The sequence below is a fragment of the Pseudonocardia sediminis genome, from assembly GCF_004217185.1.
Classification (GTDB): Bacteria; Actinomycetota; Actinomycetes; order Mycobacteriales; family Pseudonocardiaceae; genus Pseudonocardia; species Pseudonocardia sediminis.
The window spans coordinates 2,981,386-3,001,041 of sequence record NZ_SHKL01000001.1 but is presented as its reverse complement, the minus strand read 5'-3'; the positions used below and the strand labels follow the sequence as shown (position 1 = coordinate 3,001,041).

At 72.9% G+C, this 19,656-nt stretch carries 20 protein-coding genes and 1 pseudogene; 11 read left to right on the top strand and 10 right to left on the bottom strand.

The window, feature by feature from the left end; translation table 11 throughout:
- Positions 1-171 precede the first annotated feature (171 nt).
- Entirely contained in the window at positions 172-513 is a 342-nt protein-coding gene (locus EV383_RS14045) for an MmcQ/YjbR family DNA-binding protein (RefSeq protein ID WP_130290328.1), read from the top strand.
- Positions 514-536: 23 nt separating this feature from the next.
- Positions 537-1,010 carry an SRPBCC family protein gene (locus EV383_RS14040; protein ID WP_130290327.1) on the top strand — a complete coding sequence of 158 codons (474 nt, stop codon included), beginning with the start codon at positions 537-539 and terminating at the stop codon, positions 1,008-1,010.
- A gap of 56 nt (positions 1,011-1,066) precedes the next feature.
- Here the strand turns inward: EV383_RS14040 and EV383_RS14035 are convergent, their stop codons facing one another.
- Positions 1,067-1,645: a TetR/AcrR family transcriptional regulator gene (locus tag EV383_RS14035; RefSeq protein WP_165438344.1), complete on the bottom strand. Its 579-nt coding sequence runs from the start codon at positions 1,643-1,645 to the stop codon at positions 1,067-1,069.
- A 58-nt stretch (positions 1,646-1,703) separates the two neighbouring features.
- Here EV383_RS14035 and EV383_RS14030 point away from each other — a divergent pair, with 58 nt between their 5' ends.
- Positions 1,704-3,191, top strand: a complete 1,488-nt coding sequence (locus EV383_RS14030) for a cytochrome P450 (protein WP_130290325.1) — start codon at positions 1,704-1,706, stop codon at positions 3,189-3,191.
- Here the strand turns inward: EV383_RS14030 and EV383_RS14025 are convergent.
- Both EV383_RS14025 and EV383_RS14020 read right to left on the bottom strand, forming a co-directional pair.
- Positions 3,188-4,237, bottom strand: coding sequence for a phosphotransferase family protein (locus EV383_RS14025; protein WP_242623088.1), 1,050 nt, complete (start codon positions 4,235-4,237; stop codon positions 3,188-3,190). The genes EV383_RS14030 and EV383_RS14025 overlap by 4 nt on opposite strands.
- Positions 4,225-4,995 carry an SDR family NAD(P)-dependent oxidoreductase gene (locus tag EV383_RS14020; protein ID WP_242623087.1) on the bottom strand — a complete coding sequence of 257 codons (771 nt, stop codon included), beginning with the start codon at positions 4,993-4,995 and terminating at the stop codon, positions 4,225-4,227. Before EV383_RS14020 ends, EV383_RS14025 begins: the two co-directional genes overlap by 13 nt.
- A gap of 72 nt (positions 4,996-5,067) precedes the next feature.
- Here EV383_RS14020 and EV383_RS14015 point away from each other — a divergent pair, with 72 nt between their 5' ends.
- Entirely contained in the window at positions 5,068-5,436 is a 369-nt protein-coding gene (locus EV383_RS14015; protein WP_130290324.1) for a hypothetical protein, read from the top strand.
- Positions 5,437-5,443: 7 nt separating this feature from the next.
- Here the strand turns inward: EV383_RS14015 and EV383_RS14010 are convergent, their stop codons facing one another.
- Both EV383_RS14010 and EV383_RS14005 read right to left on the bottom strand, forming a co-directional pair.
- Positions 5,444-5,632 carry a hypothetical protein gene (locus EV383_RS14010; RefSeq protein ID WP_130290323.1) on the bottom strand — a complete coding sequence of 63 codons (189 nt, stop codon included), beginning with the start codon at positions 5,630-5,632 and terminating at the stop codon, positions 5,444-5,446.
- 88 nt (positions 5,633-5,720) lie between these two features.
- Positions 5,721-6,938, bottom strand: a complete 1,218-nt coding sequence (locus EV383_RS14005) for a PucR family transcriptional regulator (RefSeq protein ID WP_130290322.1) — start codon at positions 6,936-6,938, stop codon at positions 5,721-5,723.
- A gap of 110 nt (positions 6,939-7,048) precedes the next feature.
- Here EV383_RS14005 and EV383_RS33090 point away from each other — a divergent pair.
- The 7 genes and pseudogenes from EV383_RS33090 to EV383_RS13975 form a co-directional block, all read left to right on the top strand.
- A pseudogene (locus EV383_RS33090) lies at positions 7,049-8,091 on the top strand (AMP-binding protein); the annotation flags it as partial.
- A gap of 45 nt (positions 8,092-8,136) precedes the next feature.
- Complete coding sequence (locus EV383_RS33085; protein WP_423213693.1) at positions 8,137-8,565, top strand: AMP-binding enzyme; 429 nt, start codon at positions 8,137-8,139, stop codon at positions 8,563-8,565.
- Positions 8,566-8,681: 116 nt separating this feature from the next.
- On the top strand, positions 8,682-10,841 hold the full coding sequence (locus EV383_RS13995; protein ID WP_130290321.1) for an alpha/beta fold hydrolase: 2,160 nt from the start codon (positions 8,682-8,684) through the stop codon (positions 10,839-10,841).
- Between the two features lie 76 nt (positions 10,842-10,917).
- Positions 10,918-11,979 (top strand): GGDEF domain-containing protein, encoded by a 1,062-nt coding sequence (locus tag EV383_RS13990; RefSeq protein ID WP_130290320.1) that lies wholly within the window; start codon positions 10,918-10,920, stop codon positions 11,977-11,979.
- 59 nt (positions 11,980-12,038) lie between these two features.
- Positions 12,039-13,427 (top strand): xylulokinase, encoded by a 1,389-nt coding sequence (gene xylB / locus EV383_RS13985; RefSeq protein ID WP_130290319.1) that lies wholly within the window; start codon positions 12,039-12,041, stop codon positions 13,425-13,427.
- A 10-nt stretch (positions 13,428-13,437) separates the two neighbouring features.
- A complete protein-coding gene (locus EV383_RS13980) occupies positions 13,438-14,214 on the top strand; it encodes an IclR family transcriptional regulator (protein WP_130290318.1) in 777 nt (258 codons plus the stop codon).
- Positions 14,215-14,430: 216 nt separating this feature from the next.
- Positions 14,431-15,324 carry a polysaccharide deacetylase family protein gene (locus tag EV383_RS13975; RefSeq protein WP_130290317.1) on the top strand — a complete coding sequence of 298 codons (894 nt, stop codon included), beginning with the start codon at positions 14,431-14,433 and terminating at the stop codon, positions 15,322-15,324.
- Positions 15,325-15,351: 27 nt separating this feature from the next.
- Here the strand turns inward: EV383_RS13975 and EV383_RS13970 are convergent, their stop codons facing one another.
- From EV383_RS13970 to EV383_RS13950, 5 genes are read right to left on the bottom strand one after another with little or no spacing between them, the layout of a single operon-like run.
- Positions 15,352-15,606 (bottom strand): hypothetical protein, encoded by a 255-nt coding sequence (locus tag EV383_RS13970; RefSeq protein WP_242623086.1) that lies wholly within the window; start codon positions 15,604-15,606, stop codon positions 15,352-15,354.
- A gap of 15 nt (positions 15,607-15,621) precedes the next feature.
- Entirely contained in the window at positions 15,622-15,951 is a 330-nt protein-coding gene (locus EV383_RS13965) for a DUF6247 family protein (protein ID WP_130290316.1), read from the bottom strand.
- A 41-nt stretch (positions 15,952-15,992) separates the two neighbouring features.
- Positions 15,993-16,910: a beta/alpha barrel domain-containing protein gene (locus EV383_RS13960; RefSeq protein WP_130290315.1), complete on the bottom strand. Its 918-nt coding sequence runs from the start codon at positions 16,908-16,910 to the stop codon at positions 15,993-15,995.
- Positions 16,907-18,130, bottom strand: a complete 1,224-nt coding sequence (locus EV383_RS13955; protein ID WP_130290314.1) for a CaiB/BaiF CoA transferase family protein — start codon at positions 18,128-18,130, stop codon at positions 16,907-16,909. The genes EV383_RS13960 and EV383_RS13955 overlap by 4 nt, the downstream gene beginning before the upstream one ends.
- 23 nt (positions 18,131-18,153) lie before the next feature.
- Positions 18,154-19,608: a GntP family permease gene (locus tag EV383_RS13950; protein WP_130290313.1), complete on the bottom strand. Its 1,455-nt coding sequence runs from the start codon at positions 19,606-19,608 to the stop codon at positions 18,154-18,156.
- Between the last annotated feature and the right edge of the window lie 48 nt (positions 19,609-19,656).

The following is a 19,656-nucleotide window of genomic DNA, read 5'->3' as shown; positions in this document are numbered from 1 at the left end:
AGGTGGTCGGCCCGGACGTCGCGGTCGGGCACGTGAGGTTCCCGGTCGAGTCCCTCGGCGCGGCCGCCCGGTACGCCGCGTCGTTCGCCGCCGGGCCCGCCTGATCCCGGTCCTCGTAGGACTCGACGGCGCGAGCGCCTAGCATCGCGCCCATGTGGAGCGGGCGCAGGAGTGGCTGACGCACAGGACGTCCGACGGCTCGCCCTGTCCCTCGACGGCGTCGAGGAGGCCGACAGCGACGGGTTCGACTTCAAGGTGGGCGGGCGCGGGATCGTCTGGTCCTATCCGGAGCGCGTGGGCGGGAAGCCGAGGGTCCTGCGCACCGACATCGCCGTGCTCTACGTCGGCGACGAGGCCGAGAAGCAGGCGCTGGTGCTGGGCGAGCCCGATCTGTTCTTCACCACCCCGTCCTACGACCGCATGCCGCTGGTGATGGTGCGGCTGGAGAAGGTGGGGGTGGAGCGGCTGACGGAGCTGGTCACCGACGCCTGGCACATGCGCGTCACGGACTGATCCTCTGATCGTAGGCTGACCGCATGTCCGAGAACCGGTTCACCTTCTCCGACTCGATCCGGATCGAGGCGACCCCGCAGGCCGTCTACGACACGGTGTCCGACATCGCCCGCACCGGGGAGTGGAGCCCGGTCTGCATCGGCTGCGAATGGGACGACGACGGCGGTCCGCGCGTCGGCGCCCGCTTCACCGGGCACAACCGCAAGCCCGACCGCGAGTGGAGCACCAGCAACGAGGTGGTCGCGGCCGAGCCCGGCCGGGCGTTCGCCTGGGAGGTCAACGGCGGTCTCGTCCGCTGGGGCTACGAGATGGCCCCGGACGGGGAGGGCACCCGGCTCACCGAGACGTGGGAGTTCCGCGAGGCCGGCCGGGCGTTCTTCGGGGAGCGCTTCGGCGAGTCCGCCGACCACGAGATCGAGGTCCGGGTCGCCGACGCGCGCTCGGGCATCCCCGCCACCCTCTCCGCGATCAAGAGGGTCGTCGAGACGGCCCGGTGATCACGGCGCAGTGGTCACGGTGCAGTGGTCACGGTGCAGTGGTCACGGTGTGGGGATCACGGGCGCAGGACCCGGACGACCACGGTCGCGACCTGCTCGGCCACCTGCTCCGGCGGGTGGCGGGGCAGGACGATGTGGCTGACGGTCAGGCGGGTCGCGGTCTCGGCCGCGAGGTCCACCGCGGACGGGTCGAGATCCGGGAAGGCCCGGCGCAGGTAGGCGACGCTGCGGTCGGTGGCCGCGGCGACGATCGGGCCGGAGTCGGCGCCGAACAGCTCCGGCGCGGCGCCCTCGCCCGTCAGCAACGCCTTGGTCAGCGGGTTCGCGGCGGACTCGGTGAGTGCGGCCCCGACGGCGGCGACCCACGCGGCGTGCAGGTCGGTCTCGGCGGCGAGCGCGGCCTCGATCCGGGACAGGAACCGCTCCGTGCAGCGCAGGACCAGCGCCGAGGCCACCCCGCCGCGGTCGCCGAACTCGCTGTAGAGCGTCTGCCGGCTCACCCCCACCCGCTCCGCGAGCTCGCGCATCGACAGCCCACGCGGGCCGGAGGCGACCATCAGCTCCTCGGCGACGTCGAGCGCGTCCGAGCGCAGCACCTCACGGCTGCGCTGCACCATCGACCGTCGCTCCACCATCGGGCCAGCCTGGACGATTCCGGAGCGATGGTCAACGATCTGGACACTCGATACCGAGATGTCTAACGTGACGGACGTGACCGTCATCGAACGCAGCCCCCGGGGTCTCGTCCGCGCCGCGCGGGAGCGCTGGTCGTCCGTGCTCACCGTGCCCGCCCCGGACCGGTTCGACGCGGCGCTGCTCGCCCGCGGCGTCGACGGCCGTCACCCCGGGCCGTTCGCCCCGGTCCCCGAGGGACTGCGGCCGATCCCCGGCGACGAGGGCATGCCGCTGCTCGGGCACGCCCTGAGCTACGTCCGGTTCGGCTCCACGTTCACCCGCGCCCGCTCGGAGAAGCTGGGCCCGCTGTGGTGGATGCGCAGCCCCCTCGGGCGCGCGGTCGTCGTCACCGGCCCGGCGGCCACCCGCGAGGTGCTGACGAACCGCGACAAGGCGTTCTCCCAGGAGGGCTGGCGCTCGACGATCGACTCGTTCTTCCACCGCGGCCTGATGCTGCTCGACTTCGACGAGCACCGGGCGCACCGGCGGATCATGCAGGAGGCGTTCACCGCTCCGCGGATCGAGACCTACATCGCCGAGACGACGCCGGTCGTGCGCGAGGTGCTCCCCACGTGGGACTCGCAGCTGCGGCTCTACCCGGCGTTGAAGAGCCTGACCCTGGACGTCGCGCAGAAGGTCTTCATGGACGGGCGCAGCGGGCCCGAGGCACAGGCCGTCAACCAGGCGTTCGTCGACTGCGTGCGCGCGGCGAACTCGTTCGTCCGCAGGGACCTGCCCGGGACGCGCTGGCGCAAGGGCCTGCGCGGGCGCGCCTACCTGGAGAACTGGTTCCGCTCCAACCTCGAGGCGAAGCGCGCCGGTGACGGCGAGGACCTGTTCTCCGCGCTGTGCCACGCCGTGACCGACGACGGCGAGCGGTTCTCCGACGACGACGTCGTCAACCACATGATCTTCCTGATGATGGCCGCGCACGACACGTCGACGATCACCGCGGCGTCGGCGGCCTATCACCTGGGCCGGAACCCGGAGTGGCAGGAGCGCTGCCGCGCCGAGTCCGACGCGCTCGCGGCATCCTCGGGCGACGCGACACCGGACGTCGCCGCTCTCCGGTCGCTGACCAGCCTGGACCTGGTCATCCGCGAGGCGCTGCGGATGGACGCCCCGGTGCCGATCGTCATGCGGACCGCGGTCAAGGACACCAGCGTCGCCGGCTACCACGTGCCGGCGGCGTCCCGGGTCGTCGTCGCGCCGGCGGTGAACCACTACGACCGCTCCTGCTGGACCGACCCGGACACGTTCGACCCCGAGCGCTTCGGCCCGAACCGCCGCGAGGACCGCTCCGACCGCGACGCGTGGGTCCCGTTCGGCGGCGGGGTGCACAAGTGCATCGGGCTGCACTTCGGGACGCTGGAGGTCACCGCGATCCTGCACGAGATGCTGCGCCGCTACCGGTGGGACGTCGAGCCCGGCTACCGCCTGCGCTGGGACAACACCTCGCTGCCGGTCCCGGTCGGGGGGATCCCGGTGCGCCTGACCCCGCGCTAGGAGATCGACCACTCCCCGCGGGCGATCCGGCCGGAGAGACCCAGCAGACCGACCGCGGCCTCGTGCAGCTTCCGCCCCATCTCGGCGGGGGCCTTGCCGGCCGCGGCGCGGGCCTGCGTCCCCTCCAGGACGATGCCCATCTTGAATCCGGCCAGTGCGGTGTACCAGTCGATCCGGGACGTGTCCCGGCCCCCGGCATCGGCATAGGCCGCGACGAGCTCGGCGCGGGTCGGCAGCCCGCCCAGCGCCGAGAGCGCCGGCCCGGCGCTCATCCCGATCGGCTCCTCGGGCCAGGTGACCATCAGCCAGCCGAGGTCGAGCAGCGGGTCGCCGACGGTGCACATCTCCCAGTCGATGACGGCCGCGACCCGGGGCTCGGTGCGGTGCAGCATCACGTTGTTCAGGTGCAGGTCGCCGTGCACGACGCCCGGTGCGGCGTCCGGCGGTCGGTGCTGCTCCAGCCAGTCCGCGACCAGGTCGACGTCCGGCAGCGTCCCGGACTCGTAGTCGGGCACCTCGTCGTAGCTCGCGAGGTGCTTGGTCCACTGCGGGACCTGACGTTCCAGGAAGCTGCCCGGGCGTTGCAGCTCCCCGAGCCCGATCGCGTGCGGGTCGAGCCTGCCGAGCCGGGCCGCCGCCCGTGCCATGTCCAGGGCACCGCCGTGGCGCAGCTGCTCCGACGCCTCCTGCTCCGGGCTGACCGCCTCGCCCGGGTTGAGCCCGTCGACGTCGGTCATCAGGTAGAACACGACGCCGAGCACGCCGGTGTCGGTGCACCCGGCGACCAGCTCCGGGTGCGGCACGTCGGAGCCGGCCAGCGCGCCCAGGACGGTGATCTCCCGGGCGATCGTGCGGTCGGAGTTCGGGCGCGGGTGCGCCGGTGGGCGTCGCAGCACCAGACGGCGGCCGTCGACGACGACGCGCACCACGACGTTCTGGGTCCCGCCGGCGAGCGGGGTCACCTCGGTGATCTCCCCGTCCATCCCCTGCGTGCGCAGCCAGGAGGCGAGGGCATCGGTGTCGACCAGCTCGGTCACGTCGACCACGCGAGGCCTCCGTCGATCTTGATGGTGGAGCCGGTGGTGTACGACGCGGTCGGTCCCGTCAGGTACAGCACGGCGCCGACGATCTCGTCGGCCTCGCCGACCCGGCGCAGCGGGATCGTGCCGTCCTCGAAGCGCTGCAGGACCTCCGGCGGCCAGTTCTCCGCGATGTCGGTGCGGAACGGCCCCGGCATGACCGTGTTGACCCGGACCTTTGGCGCGTAGGCGCGGGCCAGGCCGACGGTCAGCGCGTTGAGCCCGGCCTTGGCGGTGGCGTAGGGCAGCTCGACCGGGCTCGGCTCGACGGCGGCGATGCTGGAGATGTTGACGATCGACCCGCCGTCGCCGTCGGCCATCAGCTTCCCGACGCGCGAGCCCAGCCGGAACGCACCACGCAGGTTGACGGCGATGACCTTGTCGAACAGCTCCTCGGTGACCTCGTCGAGCGAGGGGTAGAGCGGCGACATCCCGGCGTTGTTGACCAGCACGTCGATCCGCCCGAACTCGTCGAGGACCCGGTCGACCAGGGCGTCGCAGTCCGCCCAGCGGCCCACGTGGGCGCCGACACCGAGCGCGGTCGCGCCGAACTCGTCGCGCAGCTGCGCCGCGAGCGCCTCGCAGGCCGGTGCCTTGCGGCTGGCGACGACCACCCGGTCGCCCTGTGCCGCGAACCCGCGGCACATCTCCCGGCCCATCCCCCGGCTCCCGCCGGTGACCACCACGACCCGTCCCGCGTCTCCTGCGACATCTGCGTCGACCACGACGATCACCCTGCCACGCGCGACGGCGCCGTGGGACCGCTACGGTCACGTGGCGATCACGAGGAGGCCCTGATGGACGTGTTCCTGGCGACCCGGCTCGCGCGGCTCGACCACCGCGGACGGATCGCGCACCGGCGCTACCTGGACGCCCGCGACGCGGCCTTCGCCCAGATGACGGCGACCGCCGAGGGCCGCGGCGACCGCACCGCCCTGATCGGCGCCATCCGCACCGTGATCGTCGCGCTGGAGGAGGAGCTGGGCTTCCAGCTGCAGGCGGCGTGGATCGTCGAGCAGGAGGACCCGGCGATGTCCGCGCGCCTGCAGGAGGCCGCGCAGGACACCCGGCTGCGCCTGAACCTGCAGTACTCCTCGTTCGCCGAGGACAGCATCTACGGGCTGACCCCCGACGACCTCGACGAGCTGGCCACCACCCCGGAGTGACCCCGGGTCAGCCCTTCCCCTGGTTCCACTCGCGGTCGGCCTTGTCCTGCGCCTCGGTCCGCTCGCGCGCGATCTCGAGTGCCCGCGCGGCGGTCTCCTTGTCCGGGTAGGGCCCCAGACGGTCCGCGGCCCGGCAGCCCGCACCGGGCTCGACCGTCTTGTGCACCAGGCAGTAGAACCATTGCTCGTCGCTCATGGGAGCAGGGTGCCAGCTCGCCGCTCGCGATGTGCCGCGGGGAGGACCACGCCGAGCCGGCGGCCGTGGCGCAGCCCTGTCGCCGCCGTCATCGAGACCCGAGGTCCGTCGTCGAATGCGGTAGTTGCGACCACGCGCGGGCCGCGGCGACGAGCTCGGCCGCGTCGGCGGGATGGGTCATGCGCCGGCCGGTCTCGGACTCGAGCCGCCGAAGGCGGTAGCGAACGGTGTTGGGATGGCAGAACAGGACCGTGCTGGCCTCCTGCGCCGACCCACCGGCGTCGACCCACGTCTCGAACGTGGTGAGGAGGAGATCCCGGTCGTCGGGCGGCAGAGCGAGAAGGCCGCCGAGCACCACCCGGGCCGTCTCGAGTGCGGCGTGCGGTGCTGCCGCCAGCAGAAAGTTCAACGGACGGTCACGGAACTGCTCGACACCGACGCCACCGTCCGGCCGGCCTTCCAGGGCGAGGCGGGCGAGTCGTAGCCCCCAGGCGGCCTGGCTGAGCTCGCCGAAGACCGGACTCACCCCGACCGGCCCGCCGGCGTGCTTGTCCAGGACGGCCAGCGCCGACTGCTCACGACTGCGGTCGGTCAGGGACAGCACGCCGATGCCCAGATCGGTCTCCAGGCGCCAGACCGATCTGATGTCGTGCACAGCGAGCGCGGACTCCACCCGGGGCATCGGGTCGTGGCCCAGGTCCGCGCGCGCCGCGACGATCATGAAGGCACCGTCGAGCGGGAGTCGCAGGGCATGCGCGACGTCCCAGAGGGGCCCGGCGCCGGCCGGGCCGGTCAGGATCGCCTCGACCAGCACGGCCCTCTCGCGTTCGTGGGCGCGGACCATCTGCTGCGCCTCGTCGCGGTAGGCGACGATGGCCGCGTCGCAGTACTCGTTGAAGAGCGCGAACAGCGGGCCGCCCAGGGCGACGAGGACGTCGTCCGGAGCGCCGGGCAGTGCGCGGGCGGTGGCGACGAGTCCGGAGCACACCTCGGCGAACCCCACGCGGTAGGCCGAGAGCATCTCGACGAGCGGTGCCCCCTGGGCCGCCCGGGCTCGTCCTGTGGCGCGCGGAGCCCGGAGATCGGAAGGGTCCGCGCCGGTCAGCCCCTTGATGATGTGGTCGACGTTGTCGGCGACCGAGGAGCGGAGCTCGTCGATGCCGACGATGTCGGTCCGGCCGTAGGACGGAACCTCGCGACGGATCCGCCGGACGACCCGGTCGAGCAGCGAGGCCATGTCCGCCTGGACGCCCGCGGCGATCTGCGTGGCGACAGCCTGGTGTTGTGCCGACCTCGGCGGACTCATGCCCGCACCGTAGACCGGTTGTGCGGGGGGACAAATCGGATATTGCGACGTTGTTCCGGCGCACGTTCGGATATCGACGCACGGCCAGCAGGCTGGGGCAGCACCACAGGATGCCCCCGAACACCGACGGAGCAGCCATGACCAGCCTCGCCATGCTGCTGTCCGAGGCCGCAGCCCAGTACCCCACCCGACCCGCCGTCCGCCACGACGGGCGGGTCCTGACCTACGCCGAGCTCGACGAGGCGTCGGCCCGGGTCACCGCCCTGCTCGTCTCCCGGGGAGTGGGTCCCGGCCCTCCGGTGGGGCTGATGATGCCAACATCCCCGAGTTCCCCGTCCTCTACTACGGGATCCTGCGGGCCGGAGCGGTCGTCGTGCCGATGAACCCGTTGCTCAAGGAGCGCGAGGTCGCCTACAACCTGGCGGACTCCGGTGCCACGGTGCTGTTCGCCGGCCCGGCGTCGGGTCCGCACGCCGCCGCGGCCGCCCGCGCCGCGGGCGTCGAGCTCGTCGAGGTCGACGAGGAGTCCCCCGCCCTGTTCACCGGGCCCCGGCCCGTCTCGTGGCTCGTGCACCGCGCCGACGACGACGTCGCCGTCCTGCTCTACACCTCGGGGACCACCGGGCACCCGAAGGGCGCCCAGCTCACGCACTCCAACCTGCGGCACAACGCATCGGTCAGCGCGACGACCCTGCTCCTGCTGGGGCACGAGGACGTGCTGCTGGGATGTCTCCCGCTGTTCCACGCGTTCGGTCAGTCCTGCGTCATGAACGCGGCGGTGTGCAGCGGCGCCTGCCTCTCCCTGCTCTCCCCCTTCGATGCGGCGTCGGCCCTGTCGGTGATGGAACGGGACGGGGTCACCGTGTTCTCGGGTGTGCCGACGATGTACTCCGCGCTGCTGCGGCAGCCGGCCGGGTCCGCCGACACCTCGACGCTGCGGCTCTGCATCTCCGGCGCCTCGGCACTTCCCGTCCAGGTCCTCGAGGACTTCGAGGCCGCCTACGGCGCGCCCGTCCTGGAGGGTTACGGGCTGTCGGAGACCTCACCGGTCGCGTCGTTCAACCATCCCGGCCGCCCCCGTAAGGCCGGATCGGTCGGGACGCCGGTGAGCGGGGTGGAGATGCGGCTGCTCGACGACACGGGCCGGGAGGTCGGCGGCGACGAGATCGGCGAGATCGCGATCCGCGGGCACAACGTCATGCGCGGCTACCACGGTCTCCCCGCGGCGACGGCCGAGGCGATCCCCGACGGCTGGTTCCGCACCGGCGACCTCGCCCGCAAGGACGCCGACGGCTACTACTTCCTCGTCGACCGCAAGAAGGAGCTGATCATCCGCGGCGGGTTCAACGTGTACCCGCGCGAGATCGAGGAGGTGCTCCACCAGCATCCCGCCGTGAGCGAGGCGGCCGTCGTCGCCATCCCGCACCCCGAGCTCGGTGAGGAGATCGGCGCAGCGGTGGCACTGTGCGCCGACGCCGATCCCGCCGAGATCCGCGAGTTCGTCCGGGCCCGCGTCGCGGCGTACAAGTACCCGCGCCGGGTCTGGGTCGTCGACGAGCTGCCCAAGGGGCCGACCGGCAAGATCCTTCGCCGCGACGTCGTCGTCCCGGCCGGGGCACGGTCGTGAGAAAGGGCCCGAGACCGGACGACGCGACGACCGCCGGACCGGATGTCCCCACGTCCGGGGTCGTCACACCGGCCGGCACGGACGGGGCCGACAACGCGGCCGCACTGGACACGCTGATGGTCGACGGCGCCCTCGGGCCCGGGCACCGGCTGATACCCGTGGGGTCCGGCGCACGCCTGGCCGGCCGCCTCCTCCGGCGGCCCGGCGCGGTCGCCAGCCGCACACGCGAGCTCACCGCCGAGCTCGCCGAGGTCGCCGTGGGCCGCTCGACGCGCACATCGGCGAAACGGGACCGGCGCTTCACCGACCCGGCCTGGAGCTCCAACCCGGTGTTGCGGCGCATCGTGCAGGCCTATCTGGCCGCGGGCGGCAGCGCCCGGGCACTGCTCGCGGACGCCGGGCTGGACTGGCGCGACCGCACCCGGCTCGAGCTCGCCGTCGACAACGTGATCGCCGGCCTCGCTCCCAGCAACAACCCGCTGGTCAACCCGTCCGCGTGGAAAGCGGTGATCGACTCGGGCGGCGGCAGCATCGTCACCGGGCTGCGCAACCTCGTCACCGATCTGGTCAGCGCGCCCCGGATCCCGGCGATGGTGCGACCCGACGCGTACGAGGTCGGCGTCGACCTGGCCGTCACCCCGGGGGCCGTCGTCCTGCGGACCGAGACGTTCGAGCTCATCCGGTACGCCCCGCAGACGGCGACGGTGGCGACCAGGCCGGTCCTCGTCGTGCCGCCAGTGATCAACAAGTACTACCTGGTCGACCTCGCGCCCGGTCGGAGCCTCGCGGAGTTCCTCGTCCAGGGCGGCCAACAGGTGCTCGTGGTCTCCTGGCGGAACCCCGACGCCCGGCACCGCGAGTGGGATCTCGACACCTACGGCCGGGCGATCGAGGATGCTCTCGACGCCGCACTCGCCGTCACCGGCGCCGACGCGGCCACCCTGCTGGGCTTCTGCTCCGGGGGCACCTTGCAGTCGATAACGCTGGCGGCGCTGGCGCACCGCGGGCAGCTCGGCAAGGTCGCCGGATTCGCCGTCGCCGTCTGCGTCCTCGACCAGACCCGGGCCGGAGTGGGCGCGGCGCTGGTCGACGACACGACCGCGAAGGCCGCCGTGGCGGCCTCCCGGGCACGCGGCTACCTCGACGGACGGACGCTGGCCGAGGTGTTCGCCTGGCTGAAGCCCGATGACCTCGTGTGGAGCTACTGGGTCAACAACTACCTGCTGGGCCGTGACCCGGCCCGCTTCGACATCCTGTTCTGGAACGCCGACACCACGCGCATGGCCGCCGGCCTGCACCGCGACTTCATCGAGCTCGCCCTGACCAACGCCCTGGTCTCCCCCGGTACGGCGACCATGTCGGGCCGACCGGTGGACCTGTCGGACATCGACGTCGACGGCTACGTGGTCGCCGGGGCAACCGACCACATCTGCCCGTGGCAGAGCTGTTACCGCAGTGCGGGGCTGTTCGGCGGGACGACCCGGTTCGTGCTGTCGACCGGCGGCCACATCGCTGCGACCGTCAATCCCCCGGGCAACCCCCGGTCGTCCTTCCAGGCCGGCGAGGACGTCGGCGACCCGGCTGTCACGGTCGTACGCTTCGACCCGCCCGGAGCCGGTGGGTCGCCGCTGCCCGGCCGGCCCTACCGGATGCGTGGCCTGGCGCTCGCCATGACGGGACTGCTCGACACGCTCGGCCACGAGCGTGTCGACGTACTGGGCATCTCCTGGGGCGGAGCGGTGGCCCAGCAGTTCGCGCACACGGCCGGTGACCGGTGCCGGAGGTTGGTGCTCGTCGCCACCGGCACGGGATCGCTGATGGTTCCCGCCGGGCCCGGTGTCCTCGCCACGATGGCGACACCGCGCCGCCACCTCGATCCCGGGTTCCTCCGCCGCGTCGCCCCCGGAATCTACGGCGGCGTCGCACGAGACGACCCCGAACGCGTCGTCGCGATCATGCGCCGGCACAGCCGCGGCGGATCGTGGCGGGGCTACGCGTGCCAGCTGCTGGCCGGTGCCGGGTGGACGAGCCTGGCGTTCCTGCCCCGGCTGCGGCAGCCGACCCTCGTCCTCGCCGGCGACGACGACCCGATCATCCCGCTCGCCAACGCCCACATCATGACCACCCTCATCCCCGGAGCGCGCCTCCACGTCTACCGCGGAGGCCACATCGACCTCGTGGCCGCGCCGGAACGCCTCGCCCCGGTCGTCGAGGAGTTCCTCGGTCACCGCACCCCGACGCCGGACTCCCCCCGGCCACGAGAGGACCTCACATGACCAGCGGACCACAGGTGGGGTCCAGGACCAGCGGCACGCGGATCACGGTCATCGATTCCGACCCCGACGGCTGATCATGGTGCTGCCCACGGTCGGCGACACGGTGTCGATGTGTTCCTGTGCCCTGTTGCTGCCTGCGGTACTGCTGGCACTCCTCGCCGTCCTGATCACGACGGTGGCCTCGGTGCGGCAGGAGCACGAGAACCACGTCGGGACGGGCCGGGTCCGGGACCAGGACCTGGTCGCCTCGTACGTCCATGAGCTCGCGTTCGTGGCGGACGTCGACGGTTGGCTGCGCTACGTCTCCCCCGCCGGGACGGCGTCGCTGGGACTCCACCCGGACGACCTCGTCGGCTACGGCTGGCGGCAACGGCTGCACTCCGATGACCTCGACCATGTCACAGCCGCCTTCGAGCGCATGACGCTCGGCGATCCGACGGTCGAGTGCACGGCCCGAGTCCGCCACACCGACGGCACCTGGCGGTGGTACGCCACCCGCCTCGGTACCGGAGGCATCGCCGGGCGGACGCCCGACCGGATCATCGGCGTCGCCCACGACATCACCGCCAGTATCGTTCGCCAGCACTGGCTCGAACACACCAACGCCGAGCTCGAACACGTCGCCGCGACCGACGCGCTGACCGGCCTGCCCAACCGTCGCCGCCTCGACGAGGTCCGGCGGGCGACGTGGGCGCAGGCACGACGGAACTCGGAGCCGATATCGATGCTGGTCATCGATATCGACAACCTCAAGGCCTATAACGACCGCTACGGCCACGACGCCGGCGACCGCTGCCTCGTCACGGTCGCACGGACCGTCGCTGCCGCCCTGAGGCGGGCCACCGACGTCGCGGCGCGGTACGGGGGCGAGGAGTTCGTCGTCGTCCTGCCGAGCACCACGTCGGACGGAGCGCGACGGGTCGCCGAGTCCCTCCGCGACGCCGTCCGCGCCGGCGCGCTACCGCACGCCGGTGTGTCGGCGGGCATCGTCACGGTCAGCGTCGGCGTCGCCACCACCACCCCGGACCGTGAGGACGACGGCTCGTTGTTCACCCGCGCCGACGCCGCCCTGTACCGGGCGAAAGAACGTGGCCGCGACCGCGTCGAGACGGCGCCCCCGATCCCCGGCAGCCGGTGACGGTGCGCTCATGGCCGGTGAACGGCGCCACCGTTCCCATCGATGGCAGGGTGGACCCCATGGCGCTGGTGCTCGGAGTGGACTCCTCGACGCAGTCCTGCAAGGTCGTCGTCCGTGATGCGGAGTCCGGGGAGCTGGTCCGGTCCGGGCGGGCGTCGCACCCTGACGGGACCGAGCTCGACCCCGCGCACTGGTGGACGGCATTGCAGACCGCACTCGACGACGCCGGCGGAACGGACGGCGTCGAGGCGGTCTCGGTGGCCGGCCAGCAGCACGGCATGGTCTGCCTCGACTCCCGCGGCGAGGTGGTCCGCCCGGCACTGTTGTGGAACGACACCCGCTCCGCGCAGGCCGCCACCGACCTCGTCGACGAGCTGGGCGCGGACCGCTGGGCGGAGCTGACGGGCGTCGTCCCGGTCGCGTCGTTCACCGTCTCCAAGCTGCGCTGGCTCGCCGGGAACGAGCCGGAGAACGTCGCGCGGACGGCGGCGGTATGCCTGCCCCACGACTGGCTGACCTGGAAGCTGCGGGACACCACGGACCTCGACGCCCTGGTCACCGACCGGTCCGACGCCTCCGGCACCGGCTACTTCGACGGCCGCACCGGCGAGTACCGCCCGGAGCTGCTCGCCCGCGGTCTCGGCCGCGAGGTCGCACTCCCCCGTGTGCTCGGACCGGCGGAGTCGGTCGACGGGCCCGGGTTCCGGCTCGGCGCCGGGGCCGGGGACAACGCCGCCGCAGGGCTGGGCGTCGGGGCAGGCGACGACGTCGTCGTCTCGCTCGGGACGTCGGGCACCGTGTTCGCCCGCGCGGACCGGCAGGCCCGTGACCCGTCCGGGATCGTCGCCGGGTTCTCCGACGCGACGGGTGCGTTCCTACCGCTTGTCTGCACGCTCAACGCGGCCCGGGTCCTCGACGCCGCCGCGCGCCTGCTCGGCGTCGACCTCGACGAGCTGTCCCGGCTCGCGCTGGCCGCCGAACCCGGCGCGGATGGGCTGACCGTCGTCCCGTACCTGGAGGGCGAGCGCACGCCGAACCTGCCGGACGCGACCGGCGCCGTGCACGGCATGACCCTGGCCAACGCGACGCGGGAGAACCTCGCCCGCGCCGCCGTCGAGGGGATGCTGTGCGGGCAGCGGGTCGGGGTGGACGCGCTCGCCGGGCAGGGCGTGTCGGTGACGGGGGTGCGGCTCGTCGGCGGGGCGGCGCGCTCGGAGGCGGTGCGCACGATCGCGCCGTCGGTGTTCGGGGTGCCGGTCACCGTGCCGGAGCCGGGCGAGTACGTCGCCGACGGCGCCGCCCGCCAGGCCGCGTGGACCCTCCTCGGGGGCGCCACCCCGCCGGAGTGGAGCTCGTCGGGCGCGCCCGCCCGCTTCGACGGCGCCGAGACACCGGGCCTGTGGGACCGCTACCGCGAGGCGGCCGACCTGCACCTGTCCCGCAGGTAGAGTGCCCCGCGTGGCGGACGGGAACGAGTCTCGGCACCGGCCGCTGCTGGTCCTGGGCAAGATCACCGACATCCTGGACGCGTTCACCCTCGCCCGGCCGGTGCTCTCGCTCGGCGAGATCCAGCAGGCCACCGGCGTGCCGGCGTCGACGGTGCAGCGGCTGGTATCGAACATGGTCGCCGAGGGGCTGCTGGACCGGGTCGGCGACCGGGTCCGGATCGGCGTCCGGATGGCCTACTGGGCCGGGGCGGCCGCGCGCGGCGTCGACGTCCTGGAGCTCGCCGCACCGGTCCTGCGGGAGATCCGGGACGCGACCGGCGAGACGGCCGCGTTCTTCCGCGTCGAGCAGGGCCACCGGGTGTGCGTCGCGGTCGCCGAGACCCGGCACGCGCTGCGCCGCGAGATGCACGTCGGCAAGATCCTCCCCCTGCACGCCGGCTCGGCCGGGCGGGTCCTGCTGGCGTGGGACGACGAGCTGGCCGAGCAGGTGCTGACCGGCCCGCTGGAGACCCTGACCGACCACACGGTGACCACGCCCGAAGTGCTGCGCGAGCTCGTCGGGCAGACCCGCCGCGACGGCTTCGCGATCACCTCCTCCGAGCGCGACGACGGCGCGTCCGGACTGTCCGCGCCGGTGTTCGCAGCCTCCGGCGAGCCCGCCGGGGCCCTGACGATCAGCGGCCCGACGATCCGGATGCCGCGCGACCAGTGCGAGAAGTGGGTCGACCTCCTGGTGGCCCAGTCCGACCGCCTGACCCGCACCCTGGGCGGCCGTCCCCCGGCCTGACTCGTCCGCGCCCGACCGGCCACCACCCGGCCCGCGCGATCCGCACCCCTGGCCTCGATCCGCACCCCCTGCAGGAGGTGCGAACCGGCGAAAGGGGTGCGAACCCACTGTGGCGCGGGCGTCCCCGGCGCGGTCGTCCCGGCGCGGTGGCCGGGTCACCCGTCTGCCTACCTCGCGTCGCGGTCGTCGGCGTCGTCGGGGTGTCACGCTTTCGTGGTGCACTCCGACGAGGTCCCCCGGTGGTCACGGCGCACGGTTCTGGGGGCGGCCGGAGCCGTCGCGCTGGGCGCGGTGGCCGGGTGCAGCGCCTCCGCCACACCGCCTCCGGCCACTCCGGCCCCGGCGCCTGCCGCACCGACGACCACCTCCCCGGCCCCGGCCCCGGCGAAGATCGACATGGCGGCGCCCGCGGCGGCCGTCCTCCCCCGCGCGACGGTGCCCGTCCTGTGCTGGCACCAGCTGCGCGACTGGCGCTCCGACGACTCCGCCTACTCCCGCGGGTCCCTGATCTGCCCACCGGCGATGTTCCGCGCGCAGCTCGACGGGATCGCTGCCGGCGGGTTCACCGCGATCGGCCCCGACGACTACCTCGCCCACCTGACCACCGGCGCCGCGCTCCCGCCCCGCCCGGTCCTGCTGACCTTCGACGACTCGCAGGGCAGCCAGATCTCGGTCGGCCTCCCCGAGCTGCGACGCCGGACGCTGACGGCCACGTTCTTCGTCATGACGGTGCCGCTGGGCAAGCCGGACTGGATGCGCCGCGACGACGTCCGGCGCCTGCACGGCGAAGGCATGACGATCGGGGCGCACACCTACGACCACCACCGCGTCGACCGTTACTCCGGCGCCGACTGGGCCACCCAGCTCGACCGCCCGCGCCGCGAGCTGGAGACGCTGATCGGAGCCCCGGTCCGGCACTTCGCCTACCCGTTCGGCGCCTGGAACCCCGCCGCCTTCCCCCACCTCGACCAGGCCGGCTACCGGACCGCCTTCCAGCTCGGCGACGAGCCGGTCGACCGCACCCGCCCGCTGCTGAGCCTGCGCCGCATCCTCGTCACCTCGACCTGGACCGGCCCCGAGATCACAGCCGAGCTCTCCCGGCCGGTCTGATCGGCGGGTCGGACACCATCCGTGACCTCATCCGACCCACAGCACGTCCAGCAGGTCGACGCGACGGTCGCGTTCCTGGACGAGGTAGAACACCGCGCCACGGTCATACGGACCAAACGTCCGGAAGCGCACCAGGGCGTCCGGGGCAGCCGTGTTGACCGAACGTCCCGAACACGGTGCAAGCTCGAGAACTGCACGCGTCTCGACGAAGCCGACAAGAGCATCGGCCGGTAGGTGGGTGATCTGGTCGTCGACCTGATCACTGGAACGGATTGTGTACACCGGCAGGCGAGACGGTCACATGCGGGCTTTGGCGCGGGTGACCGAGAGCGGTTCGTCGTCCGGGCTCGGCTCCCCGGTCAACAGCTCCGCGGCGCGACGGGCCACGGCGTGAAACCGCGACGGATCCTGCTGGAGCAGGGCCAACCCCCGCCAAGTCTCCAGCATCTCGAACAACGCGGTCAGGTCGAGACTGACCTTGGCCTCGGTCAGGGCTGACTCGTATGCAAGGTCGAACCTGCGCCGGTCTTCCGCGAGCAGAGCCGATCGGATCGCCTGCGGCGAGGCACCTCGACGCAGCGAACCCCCGCCCGTGCTCGAATCACCCACCGAGTACGTCGCACCCATGCCCGGGAGGATAGCGGCCGGCACCGACAATCACGGGTCGATCAGGCGCGCGGCCCCGCGGTCCAGGCGAAGGCACTGGCCTCGGACCGGACGCCCTGCACGGCGCGGGAGCGGTTCGGCTCCCCCAGCTCGGCCAGCAGGTCCTCGGACCGCTCCACGAGCCCGGCCAGCACCTCCGGCGTCAGCCAGTCCGGGCGCAGGGCGAACAGCAGGTCCTCCGACGCCGTGTTCCCGCTCGCCCCGGGCGCGAACGGGCAGCCGCCCAGGCCGCCGAGCGCGCCGTCGACCATCTCCGCACCCGCACCGACGGCGGTGAGCGAGTTGGCGACGCCCTGGCCCCAGGTGTCGTGGCCGTGGAAGACCATCCGCCGGGCCGGCGAGTCCTCGCGTACCCGGGTCAGCAACGCACCCACCTGCGACGGGATCGCCTGACCGAGCGTGTCGCACAGGACGATGTCGCAGGCGCCCTCGGTGCGCGGGTCGTTCGCGATCTGCAGTACCCGGTCCGGGTCGACCGGGCCGTCGAACGGGCAGGTGAACGTCGTGGCCAGGCACAGCTCGATCCGCCCGCCCGCACCGAGTGCGTGCTCGACGGCGGCCGGCATGGCGGCGAGGCTGACCTCGGTGTCGCGGCCGATGTTGGCGCGGTTGTGGGCGTCGGAGACCGAGAAGCAGTACTGGACGTTGCGCGCCCCCGCGGCGACCGCCTTCTCCACGTGCCGCGGCGTCGCGACCCATACCCAGCAGCGCTCCAGCTCTTCCGGGGTGAGCGCGGCGACGACGTCGAGGGTGTCGGCCAGCGGCGGGACCATGTCGCCGCGGGCCAGCGAGCCGATCTCCAGCTCGGGCACGCCCGCCGCCAGCAGGGCCCGGACCAGGTCCACCTTCGTCTGCGTCGGGAGGAGCTTTCCGGTCAGCTGCAGGCCGTCGCGCAGGGTGACATCGCGCAGCAGGGTCATGACGTCTCCGTTCCGGCCGCCGCGGCGACCTGCTCGTCGGTGTAGCCGAGGAGTCCGTGCAGGATCTCGGTGGTGTCCGCGCCCAGGTCCGGCCCGACGCTGCGGACCGGCACCGACGTGCCGTCCAGCACCGGCACGACACCCGGGAAGCCGACTCGCTGCGGAGCGGACCCACCGGTGTCCACGTCGAAGTACTGGATCATGTCGCGGGCGTTGAACTGCTCGTCGGCGACGATGTCGGGCGCGGCGTAGATCGGCCCGGCCGGGACGCCCGCCTCCTCCAGCCGTTCCAGGACCTCAGCGCGGGGCAGGGATCTCGTCCAGGCCTCGATCGCGGCGTCGAGCTCGTCGCGCCGCGCCCACCGACCGGCGTTGGACGCCAGGTCGGGCTCGGTGCCCAGCTCCGGACGTCCGATGACCTCCATGAACCGGCCGTAGATCGAGTCCCCGTTCCCGGCGATGACGACCGAGCCGCCGTCGGCACAGACGTAGGCGTTGGACGGGGCGATGCCCTCCATCCGTCCGCCGACCCGCTGCCGCTCCACCCCATAGGCGAGGTGGTCGGGGATCAGCGACTCCATCATCGACAGCACGGCCTCGTTCAACGCCACGTCGAGGCGGCGGTGCACCGGGCGGTCGGTGCCGCGGCGGGTCTCGCGCTGGAACAGACCCATCATCGCGCCGAACGCGGCGTAGAGCCCGGCGATCGAGTCACCGATCGACACCCCGGTCCGCGACGGCGGCCGGTCCGGCTCCCCCACCAGCTCGCGCAGCCCGCCCATCGCCTCGGCGACGGCGGCGAAGCCCGGGCGGTGCGCCAGCGGCCCGGTCTGACCGAACGCCGAGACCCGCACGAGCACGACGTCGGGGTTCGCCGTCTCCAGCGCGTCCGGACCCAGACCCCACTTCTCCAGCGTGCCGGGCCGGAAGTTCTCCAGCACCACGTCGGACTGCGCGACCAGCGCGAGGACGGCGTCGCGTCCGGCGTCGGTGCGCAGGTCGAGGACGACGGAGCTCTTGTTGCGGTTCAGCGTGCGGTAGAGCATCGACGTGTCGCCGGCGTAGAGGCGCCAGTTGCGCACCTCGTCGCCGGTCCGCGGCCGTTCGACCTTGATCACCTCGGCGCCGAAGTCGGCCAGCAGGCGACCGGCGGTGGGGGCGGCGATGTAGTTGCCCAGCTCCAGCACGCGGACGCCGGACAGCGGCAGGTCGGTCGTCATGACTCCTCTTTCGACGGACATGGTCAGAACACCAGCGACATCGGCAGGATGATTCCGATCGCGACCACCGAGGCGACCGAGACCCCCACCGAGCAGGTCTTCAACGCTCCACGGGTGGTCTGCCCCATCAGCGACTGCAGCAACCAGAACGTGTTCGACGTGACGTGCACGGCGAACAGCGATCCGGCCCCCGCGGCCAGCGCGACCAGCACCGGGCTGAGCCCGATGATCGGCGCGACCGGGGCCAGGACGCCGGCCGCGGTGATCGCCGAGATCGTCACCGATCCGATCGCGACGTGCAGCACGGCGGCGATCACCCAGACCATCAGCAGCGGGGCGACGGTGGTGGCGGAGAAGTACTGCCCGAGGATGTCGCCGAGCCCGGCCTTCTGGATGGTCGTGGCCAGCGAGCCGCCGACGCCGGTCAGGATCAGGATCTGCCCGCTCTCCCGGAACCCGCCCGCCACCGACTCCTCGACGGCGGTCCGCCCGGTCGCGTAGGAGCACACGACGGTGGTGCCGATCAGCCCGATCAGCAGCGCGATCACCGGCTCGGCGACGAACGCGAGCACCGGGACCGACACCTCGGCCACCTCGAGCACCGCACCGGCGGCGATCAGGAGCAACGCCACGAGCAGCGGGGTGAACAGCAGCAGCAGGGAGACATCGCGCCGCATCGGACCGGCGTCGGTGAGCGTGGTCGACGACGGTGCCGCGGCCGCCGCGAGGGGCTCCCGGTCCGGGGCGGCCGCCGTCGCAGCGGGCCCGGCATCGTCGGTGGACGGCCCACCCGCCGGGCTGCCGCCGGTGACCGGGCCCGCGGCGGCGAGCTCGGCCTGCTCGTCCCGGATCGGATCCCACCAGCCCCGGCGGAAGACGAACGTCATGATCGCGGTGGCGATCAGCACCGTCGGCACGACCAGCACGAACCCGGCCAGCAGCATCGTCCCCAGCGGCACCCCGAGCAGGCCGGCCAGCGCGAGCGCCCCGACGCCGGGGACCATCAGCACGATTCCGCACTCCAGGCCGATCGCCAGGGCGGTCGCCATCCGGGGGAGGCCGTGGTCACCGATCCGGGGTGCGAGCCGCCGGGCCAGCGGGGCGGAGATCACGAGCAGGACGTCGACGAAGATCGACTGCAGGACCGTACCGACGGTGACGGCCGTCGCGTACGGCATCCCGCGCGGGCCGCAGACCCGCAGCAGCATCGCGACCAGCCGCTCGATCGCGCCGGCCCGTTGCAGCATTGCGCCGGTGAGCACACCGAACGCGATCAGCAGCCCGACCTCGGCCAGGATGTCGCCGAACCCGCCCGTGATCGCCTCGACGGTGCCCTCGACACCCAGCCCCGCGGTCAGCCCGAGATAGGCCGCGCCGATCACGAGCGAGACCACCGGGTTCAGCCGGAAGCGGACGATGAGCAGGACCGTGGCCAGCACGGCCACGACCGTGTTGACGATGATCGCGGTGTCGGACAAGAACGCTCCACGGGGCGGGACGGCCCTCGCGGGTCACGTCGACGACGT